The sequence below is a fragment of the Synechococcus sp. BIOS-U3-1 genome (assembly GCF_014279975.1).
GTDB lineage: Bacteria > Cyanobacteriota > Cyanobacteriia > PCC-6307 > Cyanobiaceae > Synechococcus_C.
Genome location: NZ_CP047936.1, coordinates 149,272 through 167,445, shown reverse-complemented (window position 1 = coordinate 167,445; position 18,174 = coordinate 149,272). Strand labels below are relative to the sequence as shown.

The following is an 18,174-nucleotide window of genomic DNA, read 5'->3' as shown; positions in this document are numbered from 1 at the left end:
TTCTTGATCACGGGCGGAATCGCTGCCCTCATCAACATCACAAGCCGCATCGGGTTTTCTCAGGTGCTTCGTTTCGAGCTCGCCGTACTCGCGGCTTACGCAATCGGAATGGTGACTGCTTACGTGTTGGCACGACGTTATGTGTTCTTGCAAACCCAACAATCGGTCAAACGATCCTTCGCAGCATTTGCATTGATCAATCTCGCGGCCGTGCTTCAAACCTGGTTAGTGAGCATCGGAATCCGCAGTTGGCTGTTTCCCATCATCGGAGTAGCTGCACTCGTTGACTTGATTGCTCACAGCTTCGGAGTGGTCGTTCCTGTGGTCACAAGCTTCTTCGGACACAAATACGTAAGTTTCCGTGATGTCTCCAGCAATCGCCGCATTTGACTGTGATGGGACCCTGATCCGGGGAGACGCCACACGCTGTTGTTTGCTTCTTCTGCAAGGCCCATTCGGACTCCTGCGGCTGATGCCCAAGCTTCTGCCGCATCTGGTTGCTTGGCAGTTGAAGCGCTGCAGCACTGGGCGAATGAAGGAGATCCTTCTCGATGTCGTGCTCCAGGCCACACCACGGAACCATCGGCAGCGAGTTCTGGAAGAACAACTGCCCATTCAGCTGCGATCGCAACTAAGACCTGAAGCCCTAAAACGACTGCAATGGCATCGCCAACAAGGCGACCGCTGCATGATTGTTACAGCCTCTCCAGAACCGTTCATCCGCCCCCTCGCGGAGTTTCTGAAGATCGAACTGATTGGGACCCGCTGCCAGGATCCTTTGGAGGTGAGCCCAAACCAGCCTTTCGCGCTTCTATCCGCGAACTGCAAAGGACCAGAAAAACTCAAACGACTGGAATTTGCGCTTGGTGAAATGCCGAGCCCAGAAACGCTAGAGGCCTATGGAGACAGCTCTGGTGATCGCGAACTTCTCCAGGCCAGTGGGCGGCCGCATTACCGCAGCTTTGCCGCTGAACCCCGGGCCTACCGCCAATCCCGTTCGTGGCTGCAACGGCTGCTGCCCTGCTTAGCAGTGTTATTGCTGGGTCTTGGAGTGCAGACCTGGTTCAGTCTTCCAAGCGAAACGACATCGCAACTGGTTGCAGCATTCACTCGGCTGTTGGCGTGGTTACCGGTCATCTATGCGCTTCTCACTCTCAGCTACCTCGGGCGTTACTGCCGCTGGCGAGCTCTCCTGCACTCGGTTCAGATCGGTCACTGGAGCTGGGCCGATGCCTTGGGCTGGTTTCAAGGATTCGCACTAACAGCCACACCGGGAAAACTGGGAGAACTCAGTCGAGTCGAGCAGTTACATGTCGAACTTGGCTATCCACGCTTACCGCTGACCCACGTCTTTGTCGCTGAGCGTCTGTGTGATGGTGCCGCGGTGCTGATCTGGCTGGGGGTGATCACACCGGCCATGCTCGCCCAGCTGCTGCCCCCGGCAGAACCCTCTTGGTGGTGGTTACTGATCATCGCTGGATTGATTCTGATCAGCTTCAGCCTTCGCCGTCAGCGCATGCTTCGCTCTGGATGGCAAACCCTCTGCAAGGCCTGGGAGAAGCATCGACCCCGTGGAGCCATGGCGCGCGCCTGCCTACCCGCACTGGTTTTGAGCCTGATCTTCTGGGCTGTGGAAGGCCTGATTCTCTGGCTGCTCGTGATGATTTTGTCGCCCACATCGATCAGTCCACTCCAAGGAATTGGCATTTATTTGTTGTCAGGCACAGCGGGGCTCATTAGCAACAGCCCAGGTGGCATCGGCGTCAACGAAGCCGCAACCACTCTTCTGCTTCAAGACGCTGGAATTGACGTGCTCATTGCCCTACCGATCGCCATCCTGCGCAGGGTGCTCACAATCTGGACGATTACTGCAGCTGCAGGCCTGAGCCAGTTGATCCAGGGTCCATTCACACGACGCTGAAAACCATCCGGTAGGCCATGCCTGATACCTTCAGCTCACCTGCACCCGGCTTCCCTTGTCCAGCACTCGCAATCTGATCACAGGCGGCGCCGGATTCCTCGGCTCCCACTTGACTGATCGCTTGATGCAAGCTGGCGAAGAAGTGATTTGCCTGGACAATTACTTCACAGGCAGAAAAGAAAATATTAGAAACTGGATTGGACATCCCAATTTTGAACTCATTCGCCACGATGTCACAGAGCCAATCAAGCTAGAAGTTGATCGAATCTGGCATCTGGCATGCCCCGCCTCGCCGATTCACTATCAGTTCAACCCAATCAAAACAGCCAAGACAAGTTTTTTGGGGACTTACAACATGCTGGGCCTTGCAAGGCGCGTTGGAGCGCGCTTCTTACTTGCCAGCACTAGCGAAGTTTACGGGGATCCAGAGATTCATCCTCAACCAGAAAGTTACCGAGGCTGTGTCAATACAATCGGAATTCGCAGCTGTTATGACGAAGGAAAACGCATTGCCGAAACCCTTTGTTTCGACTATCAGCGCATGCATGGCACGGAAATCAGGGTGATGCGCATCTTCAACACCTATGGGCCTCGCATGCTTCCAGACGATGGACGGGTTGTTAGCAACTTCATTGTTCAAGCTCTCCAAGGAAAAGCACTAACGCTGTATGGAGACGGCAGTCAAACCAGATCTTTCTGCTACGTGGATGACCTGATTGAAGGCATGATCCGACTAATGAATGGCGACAAAACCGGCCCTATCAACATTGGCAACCCCAATGAATTCACCATTCGCCAGTTGGCGGAACTCGTACGCGATCGCATCAATCCCAACCTGGAATTGATCAACAAGCCCCTCCCCCAGGACGATCCACTCCAACGTCAACCGGTCATTGATCTTGCCAGGCAGGGACTTAGCTGGGAACCCAAGATTTCTCTAGAAGAAGGTCTTCAACCTACGATTGATTGGTTCCGAGAGGCACTCGAACGGAAAGCCGATTAAACCTGGCACCCCATGCATCATCACCAAAAGGCAGAGTGAATGACTTTTGGTGATGATTTGCTCCTAGAACTCATTCATTCAGCCTTATCCATCTTCACTCCAGATAATTCAACACCACCTTTCACTTCCAGCACCTTCTCCAAACCTTCAAGATCCTCATCGGTGATCTTCGTCTGCATCGGGCAGTGCTTGGGGCCACACATCGAACAGAATTCAGCCTGTTTATAGATGTCCGCAGGCAGCGTTTCATCGTGATACTGCTTAGCTCGCTCGGGATCGAGGGACAACTCGAACTGCTTGTTCCAATCAAAGGCATAACGTGCCCGACTGAGCTCATCATCGCGATCACGGGCGCCTGGACGATGACGAGCGATGTCAGCCGCATGCGCTGCGATCTTGTAAGCGATCAAGCCTTCACGTACATCATCGGCATTGGGCAAACCAAGGTGCTCCTTTGGAGTCACGTAGCAGAGCATCGCCGTGCCATGCCAGCCAGCCATCGCTGCTCCAATTGCCGACGTGATGTGGTCGTAACCAGGCGCGATATCCGTCACCAGGGGACCAAGAACATAGAAAGGTGCCTCATTGCACTCCTCCATCTGCTTCTTGACGTTGAACTCAATCTGATCCATCGGCACATGCCCAGGACCTTCCACCATCACCTGCAAATCATGCTTCCAGGCACGGCGGGTGAGCTCACCCAGGGTGTGCAGCTCGGCGAGCTGAGCTGGATCTGAAGCATCGTGCTGACATCCCGGACGCAGTGAATCACCCAGTGAAAATGTGCAGTCGTAGCGCTTGAAAATTTCGCAAATATCGTCGAAACGGGTGTAGAGGGGGTTCTGACGATGGTGATAAAGCATCCACTGAGCCAGGATGCCCCCGCCGCGACTGACGATGCCAGTAATCCGGCCTTTCACCTTCACCAGGTGTTCGATCAGCAGGCCAGCGTGGATGGTCTGGTAGTCGACACCTTGCTGACAGTGCTTCTCGATGATGTGGAGGAAGTCATCTTCCGAGAGGCGCTCAATGGAGCCATGCACACTTTCCAGCGCCTGGTAGACGGGAACCGTGCCGATCGGCACGGGTGAAGCCTTGATGATTGCGGTGCGAACGTCATCCAGGTTGACGCCGCCTGTGGACAGGTCCATCACGGTGTCGGCCCCGTATTTCACCGCCAGAGTCAGCTTTTTGACCTCTTCCTCGGCATCTGAGGCATTCGGGGAAGCGCCGATATTGGCATTCACCTTGCACTTGCTGGCGATCCCAATCGCCATGGGCTCAAGGTTTTCATGGTTGATGTTGGCGGGGATGACCATGCGACCCCGAGCCACCTCCTCCATCACCAAGGTCTCGGGGAGGTTCTCCCTTCTGGCCACGTAGACCATCTCCTCGGTCACCAAGCCCTGACGGGCGAAATGCATCTGGGAAACGTTGGACTGTCCGCGACGGGACTGAACCCAGGAGGCACGCATGATCCATTCAGCGAAGGAACTGCCAGGGGCCGGCCAGTCGACCGAGGATCACATTGGTCACTTCCCTATCGCCGGAATGACCCGGATCAGGTTCAGAGGGTGTGATCTCAGCCATGAGGATCGCGAACGATCCAAGGCACCCCTAGTGGTGTCCAATTACTAGCAACGCCGTTGAGAACAGACCGTCAACTCAGCTGCAATCCGTTCAGGGCAGCTGCCACAACACGGTGATCTCCGTCTTGCTGGAGTGGTAACAACAGAGCTCTGGCTTGCTCACCAATCGGCTGATTAACGCTTTCACGAATAATCCGCCCCAGAATCTCGGCTCCGCTGACGCGAACCGTTCCGTCACCATCTTTGATCGCGGCACTGGCCAAATCCAGCAGCCAACCAAAATCGATCTCAGGCTGTTCCGCCAAAGCCGAAAGAATGCTGCAGCGCACCAGCCATGCACTGTCAGCATCAAATGCTGCCTTGAGTAAGGGCCAGGCTCGGACAACGCCGTAGCTGGCAAGGGCGTTGGCCGCTTCGGCACGCACATTCGCATCACCGTCACTGCGCAGCAGCCGCTCCAACACGGTCCAACCCTGCTCCGTGCGTTTGTAGCCCAAACCACTGCAGCTCAAGGAGCGCACCATGAACGCCTCCTGCTCACTGCCCAGCACCAACAGAGGAACAGCATCCTCATCACTGCAGAATCGCAACTGGGTGAGAGCCGGCATGGCTTGCAATGGATCACCTGAACCGATTGCTTCTTTCAGAGCATTGAGATCAGGTTCACCTCCCTGAGGCTGCTGCGGTGTGGATGCCATCAACTCAATCCTCCTGAAAACGACTGCTTCGCAAAGCCACTAGCAGCTTGTGCCGCCGACGACGACGACCCACCACTGCGTGAATCACCAAGCCGGAACCGACCAGGATGGCAGGAACAGATTGCCAACGCTCGGTGCCCTCCCTCTGGACAAGCGCTAAGACGCCCAGACACACCAGCAAAGGAGCTGCCAAAGACAACAAGACATGCAGATGGGTGCGAGGCGGACGATTCATGGCGTCGGCTCCCAAGCCAGCATCGCTGCTGTGAGCACCCGAATACCGACCCCCAGGCAGCGTTCATCAGGTAAGAAATGGCCGTTGTGAAGCGGTGCACATCCCTCAGAACCCGCCACACCGAGCCGAAACATCATTCCCGGCACATCCCTGATCAACTCAGCAAAATCCTCGGCGCCCAAAGAGGGCTGTTCCAATCGCAAGACTTGATCCGGGCCAAGCTGCTCGATCGCACAACGCTCGAGCAGAGCCGTGAGTCTGGCGTCGTTATCAACGGGTGGAGCAATACAGCGGTAGCGCACTGTTGCCGTGGCACCGAAACCCTCGCAAAGAGCTCGCACCGTGTCCTCGATCCAACGGGGCAGATGATCGTGCAGATCGTTGGACAGGCAGCGCACCGTACCCAGCAGGGTGACCCGATCAGCAATCACGTTGAACGCCTTGCCTCCTTCGATTCGCCCGAAGCTCACTACTACCGGATGCAGAGCATCAAGCCTGCGACTGATCGCTTCCTGAAGGCCGGTGACCACCCTCGAGGCGATCCAGATCGCATCCACCGACTGATGAGGCCTGGCACCATGGCCAGCCTGGCCGTTGATCTCGATTTCCAGCTCGCCCGCCGCCGCTGTGAGGCTGCCGCTACGCAAACCCACGCTGCCTACAGGAAGGGAGGGGAAAACATGCAAGCCGAACAGCGCTTGAAGGCCATCGGTGGCTCCTGCCTCGCGCATCCAGCGTGCGCCTTGAGCGATTTCCTCCGCTGGCTGAAACAACAAGCGCATCCCAACAGGTAGATGCGGCTCAGCCGCCAGCAATCTGGCCACCCCCAGGCCCACCGTGCTGTGCAGGTCGTGCCCGCAAGCATGCATCACTCCCTGCCGCAGGGAGGCATAGGGCAAGTCTGTTTTCTCCTCAATGGGCAGAGCATCCATATCCAAGCGCAAGCCGAGTTTCGGCCCCTGCTCGGGGCCAAGATCAGCCACCACACCCGTGCGTCCAACGCCTTCGCGAACGCGCCAACCGGCTTGACGCAGATCGCCAGCAATCAGCGCAGCCGTTTGGTGTTCTTCCCCACTGAGCTCAGGATGAGCATGCAGGTGACGACGAAACGCAATCAAGTCAGGCAACAGGGCGTCGAGTCGCTCGGACCAGGTGGCAGTGAGGTTCATGACACCTCCAAAGCAAGAAAGCGCTGTAGATCAGCAATCGGTCGTGGCGGCCAACGACGCACCTCGGCCAGCCAGGCAGCATCGCGATAACTGGGATCAAGGCCTGAGGCAGCGGCCCAATGGCTTTCCGCTTCACCACGCGACCCTTCACTCCAGAGCAAAGCACTCAAGGCCGCCCGCGCATCGGCGAACAGTGGGTAACGCCGGATCAGATTGCGCAGGTTTCGTTCTGCTTCTTTCAAATCATTGAGCTGGTAAAGAGCTAGAGCATCACTCGACCGGGCCATCGCAAATCCTGGCCTTGCATCGGCCGCTAAGCGATAGAGACGCTGGGCTTCCTGCCATTCACCCTCGGATCCACGCACATTGCCGAGGTTGTAGAGGGCTGAAGCATCGCTGGGGTCTCTTTCTAAAATCCAGTCGTAATCAGCTGCGGCATCAGACCAACGCTGCAAAGCCTCTTCAGCGGTACCGCGATTGAGATGGGGGTCAGCATCATTGGGGGCCAACTCCATGGAGCGGGTTTGATCGGCGATGGCTCCCTCTGGATCACCCAGCATCAAACGGATATTGCCGCGGTTGCTCCAAGCCGCCGCATCGTTTGGAGCGATTTCCAGAACCTGATCCCAGATCGGAAGTGCCTGCTGCGGATCTCCGGCACGGCTGAGAGCAAGAGCACGATCGAACAGCTGAGGTAGCGCATCCACCTCGGCGGCTTCTGCCGAGAAAGGGACCAGAAGAACGAGCAGAGACAGGGACCAGCCAAACAGGAGTTCCTTCCACCTCATCTAAGCGGCTCCTGGTTGGTCGTTGAAAGCTCCCGTCAGCGTATCGAGCCCGACTGGCTCAGTGAGAAGGCTGAGAGTTAAAAAAGTCAGTATCAAGCTGCTGAAAGGTGGTCACGACCAGCAGCCGTCACCACCCGGCCACGGGGCGTGCGCTGCAGGAAGCCGAGCTGCAGTAGATACGGTTCAACCACTGACTCCAAGGTGGTGGGATCTTCTCCAAGGGCCGCCGCAAGCGTATCCAGTCCGGCGGGACCGCCTCCATGGGATTGGAGCAGCAGCTCCAGCAGCCTGCGATCACTCGCATCCAGACCCCGGCCATCGACCCGATGCAAGGTGAGGGCTTCATCGACCAACCCACGGTCGATCGCTCCGGAGCAGTCCCGGACACAAGCCACATCTCGCACCCGGCGCAACAGTCGGTTGGCAATACGAGGCGTCCCCCTGCAGCGGAGTGCAATCTCAGCGCAAGCATCAGCCGTTAGATCGAGCTCGAGCAAACCAGCGGCTCGCTCCACAATCGACTGCAAGTCCTCCAAGCCGTAGAACTCAAGCCGTTGAATCAAGCCAAAGCGATCGCGCAGTGGTGAACTCAGCGCACCTGCGCGGGTTGTGGCACCGACCAATGTGAACGGCGGTAAGTCCAGTGCACGAGTTCGAGCGGTACTTCCCTTGCCCACGGTGAGGTCGAGTCGACGATCCTCCATAGCCGGATAGAGCAACTCCTCGGCCACACGACTGAGTCGATGGATTTCATCAATGAACAGCAGCTCCCGTGGCTGCAGATTCACCAACAGACCAACGATGTCGCGGGGGCGCTCTAAAGCGGGAGCACTGGTGATGCGGCATTTCACCCCCAGCTCCTCAGCCAACACCATGGCCATGGTCGTTTTGCCAAGACCGGGCGGGCCGTACAGCAGCACATGATCGAGTGCATCACCGCGACCCAGCGCGGCTTGCACCGCAATGCCAAGCACCTGCTTGAGCTCACGCTGACCGATGTAGTCCTTCAGACACTTGGGCCTTAAGCCGTCGTCACGAGACGTCAGCGCCGCTGGATCGTGATCGTCTCCTGGCTGCCGAACTGCGTCGACCACTCGATTGGGCTCACGCTCCTTGCGTGGACGTGGGGATCCGGCGCTAGAGGAAACAATGGCCATGTGGGAAGAGTACCGAGCCCTGGATAGGGTCGGAGCATCAAGCGGCCGCGAGGCCAAACAGGCAATGGCCAAAGGTGGAGGCAAGAAAAACGCGGCGGCTCGAGCCGCGGCCAACCGCTTACTGGCCGACAACAGGCTGGCCAGGCATCAGTACGACATCCTGGAAACGCTGGAAACTGGCATTGAGCTGGTGGGCACCGAGGTGAAATCCATCCGAGCCGGCCAGGCCAATCTCCGGGATGGTTTCTGCCTGATCCGCCACGGTGAAATGCAGCTGCACAACGTGCATATCTCACCTCACACCCATGCAAGCGGGTACTTCAACCACGATCCGCTGCGAGTGAGAAGGTTGCTCGCCCACCGGCGCGAAATCGACAAATTACGTGGGCAACTTGATCAGAAAGGATTGACGCTGATCCCGCTGAACATGCATCTGCAGGGATCGTGGATCAAGCTCACCATCGGTCTAGGGAAAGGGCGCAAGTTGCATGACAAGCGCGCTGCCGCAAAGGACAAACAAATCAAGAAAGAGACCCGAGCTGCCATTGCCCGCTACTGAATCACTGCCGCCTCAAGGGTCCTGATTGCATTGCTCCTGCGACGGTGCAATGGGTTCAAGAGGTGGGTTCAGGGGTGGATTCACCGGGCAATGCGCTGGGCATGTCGGTCTCTTCAACAGGAGGATCCTCAGCACCTGCAGGCCGGGGGCCGGAAGGTTCTGGAAGCGCCTCGACAGGGCCCTCCGCCCCAGTAGCGGGATCGGGAATCGGGTTGAGGTCCACCTCTGGCAGCGGCGTTGGTGCTGGTGCATCGGCACGGCAGGAGAGCGTTAACAAACCGGAAGACACTCCATCGTTGGTGACCAGCACCTGCACAGGCGAGCCTGCCTCCACAGGCAGAGTCACGACGCGCAGTGGTCCACGATCGGCAGCCACCTCCCCATTGGCTCCGTAAACAGTCATTTGCATCAAAGGCGTGCCGTTGATGCCCAACACCAGGCGGCGAGCTGCTGGGACCGAGATTGAGATCAGGCGCGCACCGCCCGCGGACACACGACTAGACAACACCGTGGGCGCCTGAGCACGCGCTTTGACCTGCTCAATTCGCACCTCCTCAAGGCTGCGCAATGCTGCGGCGATCCACAACTGACGGAAAGGCTCAGGCGGCTTCACTCCTGGCGGCACACCCGGAAGCAACGCCTGTGCCGAAGCGCTGACCAGTTGCTCCACCACCTTGCTGTTCACACCCTGCGACACAAGGGCCTGGCGTTGCCTCTGCCAGTCAGCAGGTTTGAGCTGTCCCAGGCGACTGCGCAGAACCGGCGGCAGTTGTTCCACCCTGGCCAGCCACTCCTCGGCGAGTTCATTCCAGACACTCCTTAAAGGGGCATCCTCAAGTGAGTCACTGGGCAGGCGACCGCCACGCTCCGGGAAACGAGCCATCAGGCTTGCATCCACCAACTGCAGAAACCAACTGCGATCGACCTGCAAAGCTCGCAGACGACTGAGCAGTTGCTGTCGTTGATCCACTTCCGCCGGAGGAAGACTCGCGGAAGGGGAACGACCGATCACATCGCGCTCCGTGGAGGGAGCACCAGCGGGAGGATTGCCGCGAGTGAGCAGAAACCAACCGATGGCTGTTCCCACAAGAGCCGAAATCAACAGTGCTCCGACAACGGGCCATAAGCGGCCTTCCGCCGCAAGCTGGCGCTGCTCTGCAGAAGGGCGGCGCCGGGATTCCTGCCCTGACGGAGTGACGATCCTTGGCAAATCTGGAGAGCCACTCACCACGGGCGGTGAGTCATCAGGCACCGCTGGAGCCAAAACCAGGGTGCGCTCAGCCCGGGCCTGGGGACCAGTTGTTTCAGGCATCGATACAGCCTGCAAAGCCTGGAGGGCATCAGCAGCCACCTCAAAACGGCGTTCAGGCTGCTCTGAGAGCAACCGTTCCAACACCTGCCGGTAAGCAGGTTCCAAGTCGAGATCGTTGGGGAGTTGCCAGGCCTCTGCATCAGCCTGCAACAACTGCGCAGGGGGACGGCCGGTGAGCAGAGTCAGAGCCGACACACCGAGACCATGCAGATCCATCCACGCAGCTGCAGGGTCCTGCCGAACCTGGGCGCGAGGCGCAAAGGCCGGTGTCGCTGCAGTCAGAGGCTGCTGACCGCAGCGCTGCAGCAACCCAAAATCCAACAACACAGGCAGACAATCCTGATCGCGCCGCAGCAGATTGCGGGGATTGAGATCGCCATGGACCAGCTCCTGACCATGCAGCACCGCAAGAGGTGGCAACAGCTGCCTCATCAGAAGCAGCACCTCTCCTGCGCCAAACACCAATTGACGCTGGAGACGTTGAGTCTGGATCTGACTCAGACTTGAGCCCTCCTGCCACTCACGCACCAGCCATAGGCAACCCTGTTCCTCAAGCAGCCCTCCAAAACGTGGAATCTGGGGATGCAGCAGTGACTGCATCGACGGCCACAGACGGCGAAAGCGATCCTGAGTCGCCTGCTCGTTGAGTTGCCGCAACGCAACGGGTGCATCGCCAGCCAACTGGTCAGCGGCACGCCAGAGAGTCCCCTGGGGATGGTCCGGATCAGAGGACAGACAACGGTCCAGGCGATACCGGTCGGCCAGCAACGTGCCGATCACAAAGGAGCTGCGATTTGGGCCGATGGTAGGGGCAGTGCTGCGCTGACACCCGAGGGGGATCCCACTAACGTCACCGCCAGCATGATTTCCCTCCATGGCCTGCGGCTCACTCCTGAATCGACTGATGGAGGTGCGTCGTACCAGTGAGGAACTGATTGAGCCCCTCCATGCCGAAGACCTCAATCTGCAAGGCATGGCCGATGCCAGTCCACCCAAGTGGCACCTGGCTCACACGACCTGGTTCTTCGAAACCTTCGTGCTGAAGCCCCACCATCCCGACTATGTCCCCGCGGACCCTCGCTGGAGTTACCTATTCAACTCCTATTACGACGCTGTTGGCCCACGCCAGCCGCGACCCCAACGAGGACTGCTCAGCCGCCCACCGATGGATGAGGTTTCCGCCTGGCGGAAACGGGTGAATCTGGCTCTGGAACAGCTTTTGGAGCGCAATAGCGAAGCACCGTGGCTGGACCTGGTGGAACTGGGCCTTCACCATGAGCAGCAGCATCAGGAACTGATGCTGATGGACCTGCTGGATGGATTCAGCCGTCAGCCACTCGAACCGGCCTATCGCAGCGACTGGTCTGAACCGTTTGACCCTCAACCCATCACAACCGCCAAAGCAAGCGGTTCACTCAGGCATGGACCCTGGCTCAACTGCGGTGGGGGCTTAGTGGAAGTCGGCCACAGCGGTGATGCCTTCCACTTCGACAACGAGAGGCCACGGCATCGAACCTGGCTGGAGCCCTTCAGCATTGCTGCTCGACTGGTGAGCAATGGTGATTACCGGTGCTTTATCGACGATGGCGGTTACCAGCGTCCTGAGCTCTGGATGAGCGAGGGCTGGGCAGTGCGCAGTCAGCGCAACTGGGATGCACCCCGCTACTGGCGACGCGATCGCGACGGACAAGGTCCCTGGAAGTGGGAGTTCACCCTCGCTGGCCGCAGCTCACTGGAGGATCATTTGCCCGTGCGCCACCTCAGCTGGTTCGAAGCGGATGCCTATGCACGCTGGACCGGAGCTCGCCTACCGAGTGAAGCGGAATGGGAGCTGGCCAGCTGTGAACATGGCGCATCACTTCAACAGAGCCATGGCCAGCTCTGGCAATGGACCTCAAGCCCCTATCGCCCCTACCCGGGCTTTCAAGCTGCGGCTGGTGCTGTGGGCGAATACAACGGCAAATTCATGAGCTCCCAGTTCGTGCTGCGGGGCAGCAGCCAACTCACACCCAGAGGGCATTCCCGCGACACTTATCGGAACTTTTTCACCCCGGCCAGCCGCTGGATGGCGGCAGGTCTGCGCCTGGCCCAATGACAACCCAAACGTCTGCGCGTCCCCAGCTGATCGATCTGCATCCTCCCAGCGCGGACATGCATCGACTCGTACAAGACGGTCTGCAACGCGAACCCCGCCAGTTACCAGCGTGGTTCTTGTACGACAAGGAGGGGTCTCGACTGTTTGATCAGATCTGCCAGCAACCGGAGTACAGCCTCACCCGAACGGAAATCGCCTTGCTGAAGTCATCAGCCGCGGACATGGCCCGTGCCATTGGATCAGGGGTGATCGTCGAATTCGGCGCAGGCAGCGCCCGCAAGGTCGGGCCACTGCTAGAAGCGATGCGCCCTGCCGCCTATGTGGCTCTCGATATCAGCGCGGACCACCTGGTCCAGTCAACGGCAGCACTTCAGGCCCAACATCCTCAGGTGCCGATGCTAGGAATCTGCTGCGATCACAGTCAGCTTGATGCCCTTCCAAACCATCCCTTGATCCGTGGGGCAAGGCGTGTGGGGTTCTTTCCAGGCAGTTCCCTCGGCAACTTCACTCGCGATGAGGCCATTGCACTGCTGCGCCGATTCAGGCGATTGCTCGATGGAGGACCGCTATTACTGGGCCTTGACCAGCCCAAATCAAAGACCAGAATTGAGGCCGCTTACAACGATGCCGCAGGAATCTCCGCCGCCTTCGCCCATAACCTGCTGCAAAGATTGAACAGCGATCTGGGCGCCGATTTCAATCCAGATCAATTCCGTTATGAGGCCGTCTGGCAGGAGATGGAGAGCCGCGTCCGCATGGGTCTGATCAGCGAATGCCATCAGACGGTGTCGGTGGCTGGTGAGCCCTGGACCTTCAGCGCCGGACAACCGCTTGTGACCGAGTACAGCGTCAAGTACACAATGGAAATGGCCCGTGAACTGGCAAAAGACGCAGGCTGGCGCTGGTGCCGCCGCTGGCATGATCCCGCCGATGACCTCTCCCTGCACTGGCTGGAAGCGGCAGACTAAACAGAGACATGTCGAGCCCCGAGCATCACCATGAATGTGAGCAAAGCTGGCAGGACTGACTGATGTCGCCGACATGGCTGGATCAGCTTGAACAGAATCTGGAAGAGCGGTTGGATGCATTCCTGCGCTCCAATCCCGATCAAGACCTCCTGCTGCACGAACAGCATCTACAGGATCGACAGCGCGATCTGAGTAGTCGCCGCGATCTGATGCAGATCCAGGCCAGAGACCTGAGACGTCAACTGCTTTCACTCGCTGAGCAGGTCCAAGCCTGGGGAGAGCGCACCAGAAAGGCCCGAAACGCTGGAGCCAATGACCTGGCATTGCGCGCTGAACAGCATGTGACCAGCCTGATGGATCAAGGCAGGGATCTCTGGAGCGAGCTGGATGAGCTGGGTGGGAATTTCCGAGATCTAGATCAGCAGATTTCCCGTCTCAATCAGAAAGCTTCACAACAACGAGGGCATCGCAGCCTGGATGAAGACTGGGCCTTATTTGAAGCCCACCAGGAGCTCGAGGACCTAAGGCGACGCCAGGGGCTCAGCTGATCCAGCGGGCGATCAGGCCTTTGGAGCAGGAGGCTCGAGACTCACGTTCTCGGGTGGTGGGGTTGGATCAGGATCGGCAATCAGCATGTGCTGAAGCACGATCTCCGGACGCTCGCTGTCACGCCAGCGAATCCGATAGGCGGGCATCTTGGTGCCTCTGCTGGTGGTTTGTTCAACCGGCTCCATCACCCAGCCGCGGCGGGAACGCCCCTGGGGATTGCGCTTGACCACCGCATCGGCGTGCTTGAAGCGGAAACCTACGCGCTCACCACTCATTGGAAAGGGAACATGCCACTGTGTTCCATTATACACCCTGAGGGAACAAGGCAACCTCCCCTCGCACTCATGCCTCGGGACGAAGCAGCGGGAAAGCAATTACATCGCGGATTGAGGGGCTGTCCGTGAGCAGCATCACCAATCGATCAATGCCGATGCCGAGGCCACCTGTCGGAGGCATACCCACCTCCAGAGCATTGACGAAATCCTCATCCAAACCCTGCGCTTCCAAATCGCCAGCGGCTTTGCGTTCCTGCTGTGTCTCCAAGCGCTGACGCTGATCGACAGGATCAGTGAGCTCACTGAAGGCATTGGCATGCTCTCTGCCGACGATGAACAGCTCAAAACGTTCGACCAACCCGGGCTTGCTGCGATGCGGACGAGCCAGAGGCGAAATCTCCAGGGGATAGTCCATCACGAATGTGGGCTGGATCAAGGTTGACTCCACAGCCTGTTCAAACGCCTCATTGAGAAGGCGTCCCACGGAATCGGCCAGCGCAGGAACGTGCAGACCCCTGGCCTCCATGGCCGCTGCAGCGTCCTCCCGAGTGCTGAAGCCATAGAAATCAAGTCCGGTGGCGTCCTGCACCAACTCATGCATGGTGGCCCGCCTCCAGGGAGGGGTCAGATCAATGTCCGCTCCTTGATAGTTGATGGTTTGACAACCGCAGACCTCCTGGCAGACAGCACTGATCATTTGTTCAGTGAGCTCCATCATTCCCAGGTAATCGGAGTAGGCCTGGTACACCTCAACTGTGGTGAATTCAGGGTTGTGTCGAGTGCTGATGCCTTCGTTACGGAAGATTCTGCCGAGCTCGTACACACGCTCAAAGCCGCCCACAACCAGCCTCTTGAGGTGCAGTTCAGTGGCGATTCGCAATGTGAGCTGGAGGTCGAGAGCGTTGTGATGCGTTTCAAAGGGGCGCGCATCAGCACCACCAGGCTGACTCTGGAGAACAGGTGTCTCAATCTCCAGGAATTCGCGATCATCCAACCAGCGCCGAATAGCGCTCACGGTTAAGGCACGCCTCCGGAACGTTTCCCGCGACTGGGGGGTCACGATCAGATCGAGATAGCGCTGTCGGTAGCGCTTTTCCACATCAGCAAGGCCATGCCACTTATCAGGCAACGGCTGCAGCGATTTGGTGAGCATGGTCCACTCGGCCACTTTCACAGAAAGCTCACCACGATCGGTTCGACGCAGAATTCCGCGCACACCGATCAGATCGCCTACATCCACGAGCGCCGTGATCTGGGCAAACGCCTCACCCAGAGTCGACTTCTCCAGAAACAGCTGGATCGTGCCGGTCTCATCAGACAGGGAGAAGAAAGCAAGTTTGCCCATCACCCGTCGAGCCATCACTCGACCAGCGACCGCCACCTTGAGGTCCCGCTCTTCCCCCTTGGGCAGATCAGCATGGACGTGCTGCAACTGAGCCATCCGATCAGTTGGATCAAAATGGAGGGCATACGGCTCTACACCCAGCTCCCGCAGGGCATTCGCCTTCTCCAAGCGGGTCTCGCGCAGTTCAGACACGGGAAAGAACACACATGGGCGCCATCCTGCCGGTCAATGGTGCCTGCAAGCGAGAAATCGGCCTGAAAACGTCAGCAGGACGATCTCAACTGGCCAAGGCTGCAGGAGCGTTGTCGCCCATGCGCTGAGAGGAATAACCGATTCCGCGAACTGTGAGAATCAGTTCAGGATTGCGCGGATCTGGTTCGAGCTTGCCGCGCAGGCGAGCCACATACACATCAACCACCCGCAGGTCAGCTGCACGGCGAGGCGGGTAGCCCCAAAGCTGCTCAAGAATTTCAGCACGAGGAACAACCTGGCCCGGTTCCCTGAACAAAAGCTCGAGCAAGCTGAATTCGGTGTAAGTCAGTGAAATGCGCTCACTGCCTCGCGTCACCTGGCGGCGATTGGTGTCGACCACGAGGTCGCCAACTCGAACAACCCCCTGGCCTGTCGGTAGTTCCCGAGGCTCAGCAGTCGCTGAACCACGGCCTACGCGACGGAGAATCGTGGCAATGCGTGCTTCCAGCTCCTTGGGGCTGAAGGGTTTGGGCAAGTAATCGTCTGCACCCAGATCGAGACCGGCGACTCGCTCGGAGATCGCTTCAAGAGCCGAAAGGAAAATGATTGGGACGCAGGATTCAGCCCGCAGCCGCCGACAAACTGCAAAACCGTCGAGCTTCGGCAACATCACATCCAGAACCACCAAGTCAGGAGATTCGCGATGGAAAACCTCTAAAGCCTCTTCACCATCTTCTGCACAGACAACCCGGTAACCGGCTAGCTGGAGACGCATCACAAGGACACGACGCACGGCTGGCTCGTCGTCCACGACGAGCAAAGTTGCCTTAACGGACTCTGGAGCTCCCTGGAGAGACCCATCGCCATCAAGTTGGTGGGATGGGTCTTCGGGCATACACTCCATCGAGTAAGAATTGCAACCTTACCGTTCGACGAGAACGGATCGAGCTCTGGGATCCAAACCGGGAACAGGTTTTGGCTTCTTTTAAGAATTGAAGCAGTGGCCAGCCCGTGATTTCAGGGCCAACGAGCACTCGCATAAAGGTTCCATTGCTGCTCCGCTTCAAGCACGGCCTGATCACTGCTGATCTGACCCAACATGGCCCGCTGCAACTGGGTGTAGATGATGCTCTGCAAGCGCTTCACCCCCGGGGTCGCAGGCACAAGCACGCGAGCAGTATTCAACGTCTTGGCCGATAGAAGTCGTGCATCGCGGATTTGTGCTGCGGCGGCATCGGATGGCTGCTCAGCCTCAAGCTCCGCACGAACAGCAGCTAAAGCCTCCAGAGAAGAAGGCAAGACTCTCGCCTCGCGGGCGAAGCGAGCCTGATTGGTTCCGTTGGTCAGAAACAAGGCCAGTGCAACAGCATCAACAGCCTGCTTGCTCTGCCGAGGTACGGCCAGCGTCATCAAGGCCACATTGGCCGTGCCGTCCGAACCGGTCAAAGGAGGCTGAGGGGAAGTCACCGCAGCCACGCCAGGGGCATTGGTCTGAATGCTGCGCAGAAACTCAGCACCACTGGCCAGCAATGCAAGCTCACCGCTTTGGTACAGCTCAATGGCCCGCCGCTGCCCCTGACTCACGACTTCCCGAGGCAACAAACCTTCGCGATACAGATCCGTCCAGAACGCAAAGGCCTTGCGGCCGGCCGGCGTATTGAAAGCCGCTCTTTGACGTGCATCCAGAAGACGCACGCCCATTTGCACGAGCGACTCCAAAAGCTCCGCCGAGTCGTCAGGAACAACAGTGACGAAGAGACCGTAACGACCGGTTCGCTCGCGGATGCTGCGGGCATAAGCAGGCACCTCATCCCATCGACGAGGTGCCCTAGAGAGACCGGCTTGGCGCAGGAGGTCGCCATTCACCAGGCTCAGACGAACGGTCAGATACCAAGGGATGGCGATCTGACCCACCTCAGGATCCCTGGCTGCCTCCCAAACCGATGGCAGATAGTTCTGCTCTGCTCCAGGCGGCAAAAGAGGATTGAGATCGGTGAGGCCACCCTTACTGGCCAGATTGGCGGCAAAAGGGGGATTGAGGTTCACCACATCAGGAGCGGTCCGTGCAAACACAGCCGCCAGCAACTTGCGCTCCACCGATCCCCAGGGGAGATCGGTCCATCGCACAGGCGCCTCTGGATGGAGCGAATCCCAGGATCCGAGCACGTCGTCCATGTAGGGATTGAACTTTGGGGCCAGCTGCAATGTCCAGAGCTGGAGTGTGCCCTCGGGAGCTGAGCCAGGACGACACCCCCAAATCAACACCGAGAGACTTGAAAGAGCCAGGCCGGTCAAAAACCGGCGCCGTCGCAAAGACAT

19 protein-coding genes and 1 riboswitch are annotated in these 18,174 nt (G+C 58.5%); of the genes, 7 read left to right on the top strand and 12 right to left on the bottom strand.

Annotated elements, in window-relative coordinates:
• Positions 1-3: 3 nt before the first annotated feature.
• Positions 4-390, top strand: a complete 387-nt coding sequence (locus SynBIOSU31_RS00775) for a GtrA family protein (protein WP_255477294.1) — start codon at positions 4-6, stop codon at positions 388-390.
• A complete protein-coding gene (locus SynBIOSU31_RS00770; RefSeq protein ID WP_186491372.1) occupies positions 365-1,921 on the top strand; it encodes an HAD-IB family phosphatase in 1,557 nt (518 codons plus the stop codon). Before SynBIOSU31_RS00775 ends, SynBIOSU31_RS00770 begins: the two co-directional genes overlap by 26 nt.
• On the opposite strand, the gene SynBIOSU31_RS14645 is transcribed toward SynBIOSU31_RS00770, so the two are convergent.
• Positions 1,908-2,150, bottom strand: coding sequence for a hypothetical protein (locus tag SynBIOSU31_RS14645; protein WP_255477473.1), 243 nt, complete (start codon positions 2,148-2,150; stop codon positions 1,908-1,910). The two genes, SynBIOSU31_RS00770 and SynBIOSU31_RS14645, sit on opposite strands and share 14 nt — an antisense overlap.
• Between SynBIOSU31_RS14645 and SynBIOSU31_RS00765 the strand changes: the two genes are divergently transcribed.
• Positions 2,046-2,924 (top strand): UDP-glucuronic acid decarboxylase family protein, encoded by an 879-nt coding sequence (locus tag SynBIOSU31_RS00765; protein ID WP_255477410.1) that lies wholly within the window; start codon positions 2,046-2,048, stop codon positions 2,922-2,924. The genes SynBIOSU31_RS14645 and SynBIOSU31_RS00765 overlap by 105 nt on opposite strands.
• A gap of 74 nt (positions 2,925-2,998) precedes the next feature.
• Here SynBIOSU31_RS00765 and thiC read toward each other — a convergent pair whose 3' ends face one another.
• The 6 genes from thiC to ruvB all read right to left on the bottom strand — a co-directional run bounded on the left by thiC (position 2,999) and on the right by ruvB (position 8,560).
• Positions 2,999-4,399 (bottom strand): phosphomethylpyrimidine synthase ThiC, encoded by a 1,401-nt coding sequence (gene thiC, locus SynBIOSU31_RS00760; protein ID WP_186491370.1) that lies wholly within the window; start codon positions 4,397-4,399, stop codon positions 2,999-3,001.
• Positions 4,400-4,444: 45 nt separating this feature from the next.
• Positions 4,445-4,553: riboswitch (TPP riboswitch) on the bottom strand.
• Positions 4,554-4,584: 31 nt separating this feature from the next.
• Positions 4,585-5,211 carry a HEAT repeat domain-containing protein gene (locus SynBIOSU31_RS00755; protein ID WP_186491368.1) on the bottom strand — a complete coding sequence of 209 codons (627 nt, stop codon included), beginning with the start codon at positions 5,209-5,211 and terminating at the stop codon, positions 4,585-4,587.
• Positions 5,212-5,215: 4 nt separating this feature from the next.
• Complete coding sequence (locus SynBIOSU31_RS00750) at positions 5,216-5,446, bottom strand: DUF3188 domain-containing protein (RefSeq protein WP_186491366.1); 231 nt, start codon at positions 5,444-5,446, stop codon at positions 5,216-5,218.
• A complete protein-coding gene (locus SynBIOSU31_RS00745; protein ID WP_186491364.1) occupies positions 5,443-6,615 on the bottom strand; it encodes an amidohydrolase in 1,173 nt (390 codons plus the stop codon). The genes SynBIOSU31_RS00750 and SynBIOSU31_RS00745 overlap by 4 nt, the downstream gene beginning before the upstream one ends.
• Positions 6,612-7,403, bottom strand: a complete 792-nt coding sequence (locus SynBIOSU31_RS00740) for a tetratricopeptide repeat protein (RefSeq protein WP_186491362.1) — start codon at positions 7,401-7,403, stop codon at positions 6,612-6,614. Before SynBIOSU31_RS00740 ends, SynBIOSU31_RS00745 begins: the two co-directional genes overlap by 4 nt.
• Before the next feature lie 92 nt (positions 7,404-7,495).
• Positions 7,496-8,560, bottom strand: coding sequence for a Holliday junction branch migration DNA helicase RuvB (gene ruvB / locus SynBIOSU31_RS00735; protein WP_186491360.1), 1,065 nt, complete (start codon positions 8,558-8,560; stop codon positions 7,496-7,498).
• Between the two features lie 64 nt (positions 8,561-8,624).
• Here ruvB and smpB point away from each other — a divergent pair, with 64 nt between their 5' ends.
• On the top strand, positions 8,625-9,119 hold the full coding sequence (gene smpB, locus SynBIOSU31_RS00730; protein ID WP_186492752.1) for an SsrA-binding protein SmpB: 495 nt from the start codon (positions 8,625-8,627) through the stop codon (positions 9,117-9,119).
• 55 nt (positions 9,120-9,174) lie between these two features.
• Here the strand turns inward: smpB and SynBIOSU31_RS00725 are convergent, their stop codons facing one another.
• The gene (locus SynBIOSU31_RS00725; RefSeq protein ID WP_186491358.1) at positions 9,175-11,307 is read right to left on the bottom strand and encodes a protein kinase domain-containing protein; all 2,133 of its coding nucleotides are present in this window, start codon (positions 11,305-11,307) and stop codon (positions 9,175-9,177) included.
• On the opposite strand from SynBIOSU31_RS00725, the gene egtB reads away from it, so the two are divergent.
• The 3 genes from egtB (at position 11,306) to SynBIOSU31_RS00710 (ending at position 14,042) form a co-directional block, all read left to right on the top strand.
• A complete protein-coding gene (egtB, locus tag SynBIOSU31_RS00720; protein WP_186491356.1) occupies positions 11,306-12,526 on the top strand; it encodes an ergothioneine biosynthesis protein EgtB in 1,221 nt (406 codons plus the stop codon). The genes SynBIOSU31_RS00725 and egtB overlap by 2 nt on opposite strands.
• Positions 12,523-13,494, top strand: coding sequence for an L-histidine N(alpha)-methyltransferase (gene egtD, locus SynBIOSU31_RS00715; protein WP_186491354.1), 972 nt, complete (start codon positions 12,523-12,525; stop codon positions 13,492-13,494). Before egtB ends, egtD begins: the two co-directional genes overlap by 4 nt.
• Before the next feature lie 62 nt (positions 13,495-13,556).
• The gene (locus tag SynBIOSU31_RS00710; protein WP_186491352.1) at positions 13,557-14,042 is read left to right on the top strand and encodes a hercynine metabolism protein; all 486 of its coding nucleotides are present in this window, start codon (positions 13,557-13,559) and stop codon (positions 14,040-14,042) included.
• Between the two features lie 12 nt (positions 14,043-14,054).
• Here SynBIOSU31_RS00710 and SynBIOSU31_RS00705 read toward each other — a convergent pair whose 3' ends face one another.
• The 4 genes from SynBIOSU31_RS00705 to SynBIOSU31_RS00690 form a co-directional block, all read right to left on the bottom strand.
• Entirely contained in the window at positions 14,055-14,318 is a 264-nt protein-coding gene (locus SynBIOSU31_RS00705; protein WP_006042532.1) for a hypothetical protein, read from the bottom strand.
• A 67-nt stretch (positions 14,319-14,385) separates the two neighbouring features.
• Positions 14,386-15,855, bottom strand: coding sequence for a lysine--tRNA ligase (gene lysS, locus SynBIOSU31_RS00700; RefSeq protein WP_186491351.1), 1,470 nt, complete (start codon positions 15,853-15,855; stop codon positions 14,386-14,388).
• A gap of 85 nt (positions 15,856-15,940) precedes the next feature.
• Positions 15,941-16,750 (bottom strand): response regulator transcription factor RpaB, encoded by an 810-nt coding sequence (gene rpaB, locus SynBIOSU31_RS00695; RefSeq protein WP_186491349.1) that lies wholly within the window; start codon positions 16,748-16,750, stop codon positions 15,941-15,943.
• A 122-nt stretch (positions 16,751-16,872) separates the two neighbouring features.
• The gene (locus SynBIOSU31_RS00690) at positions 16,873-18,174 is read right to left on the bottom strand and encodes an extracellular solute-binding protein (protein ID WP_370593725.1); all 1,302 of its coding nucleotides are present in this window, start codon (positions 18,172-18,174) and stop codon (positions 16,873-16,875) included.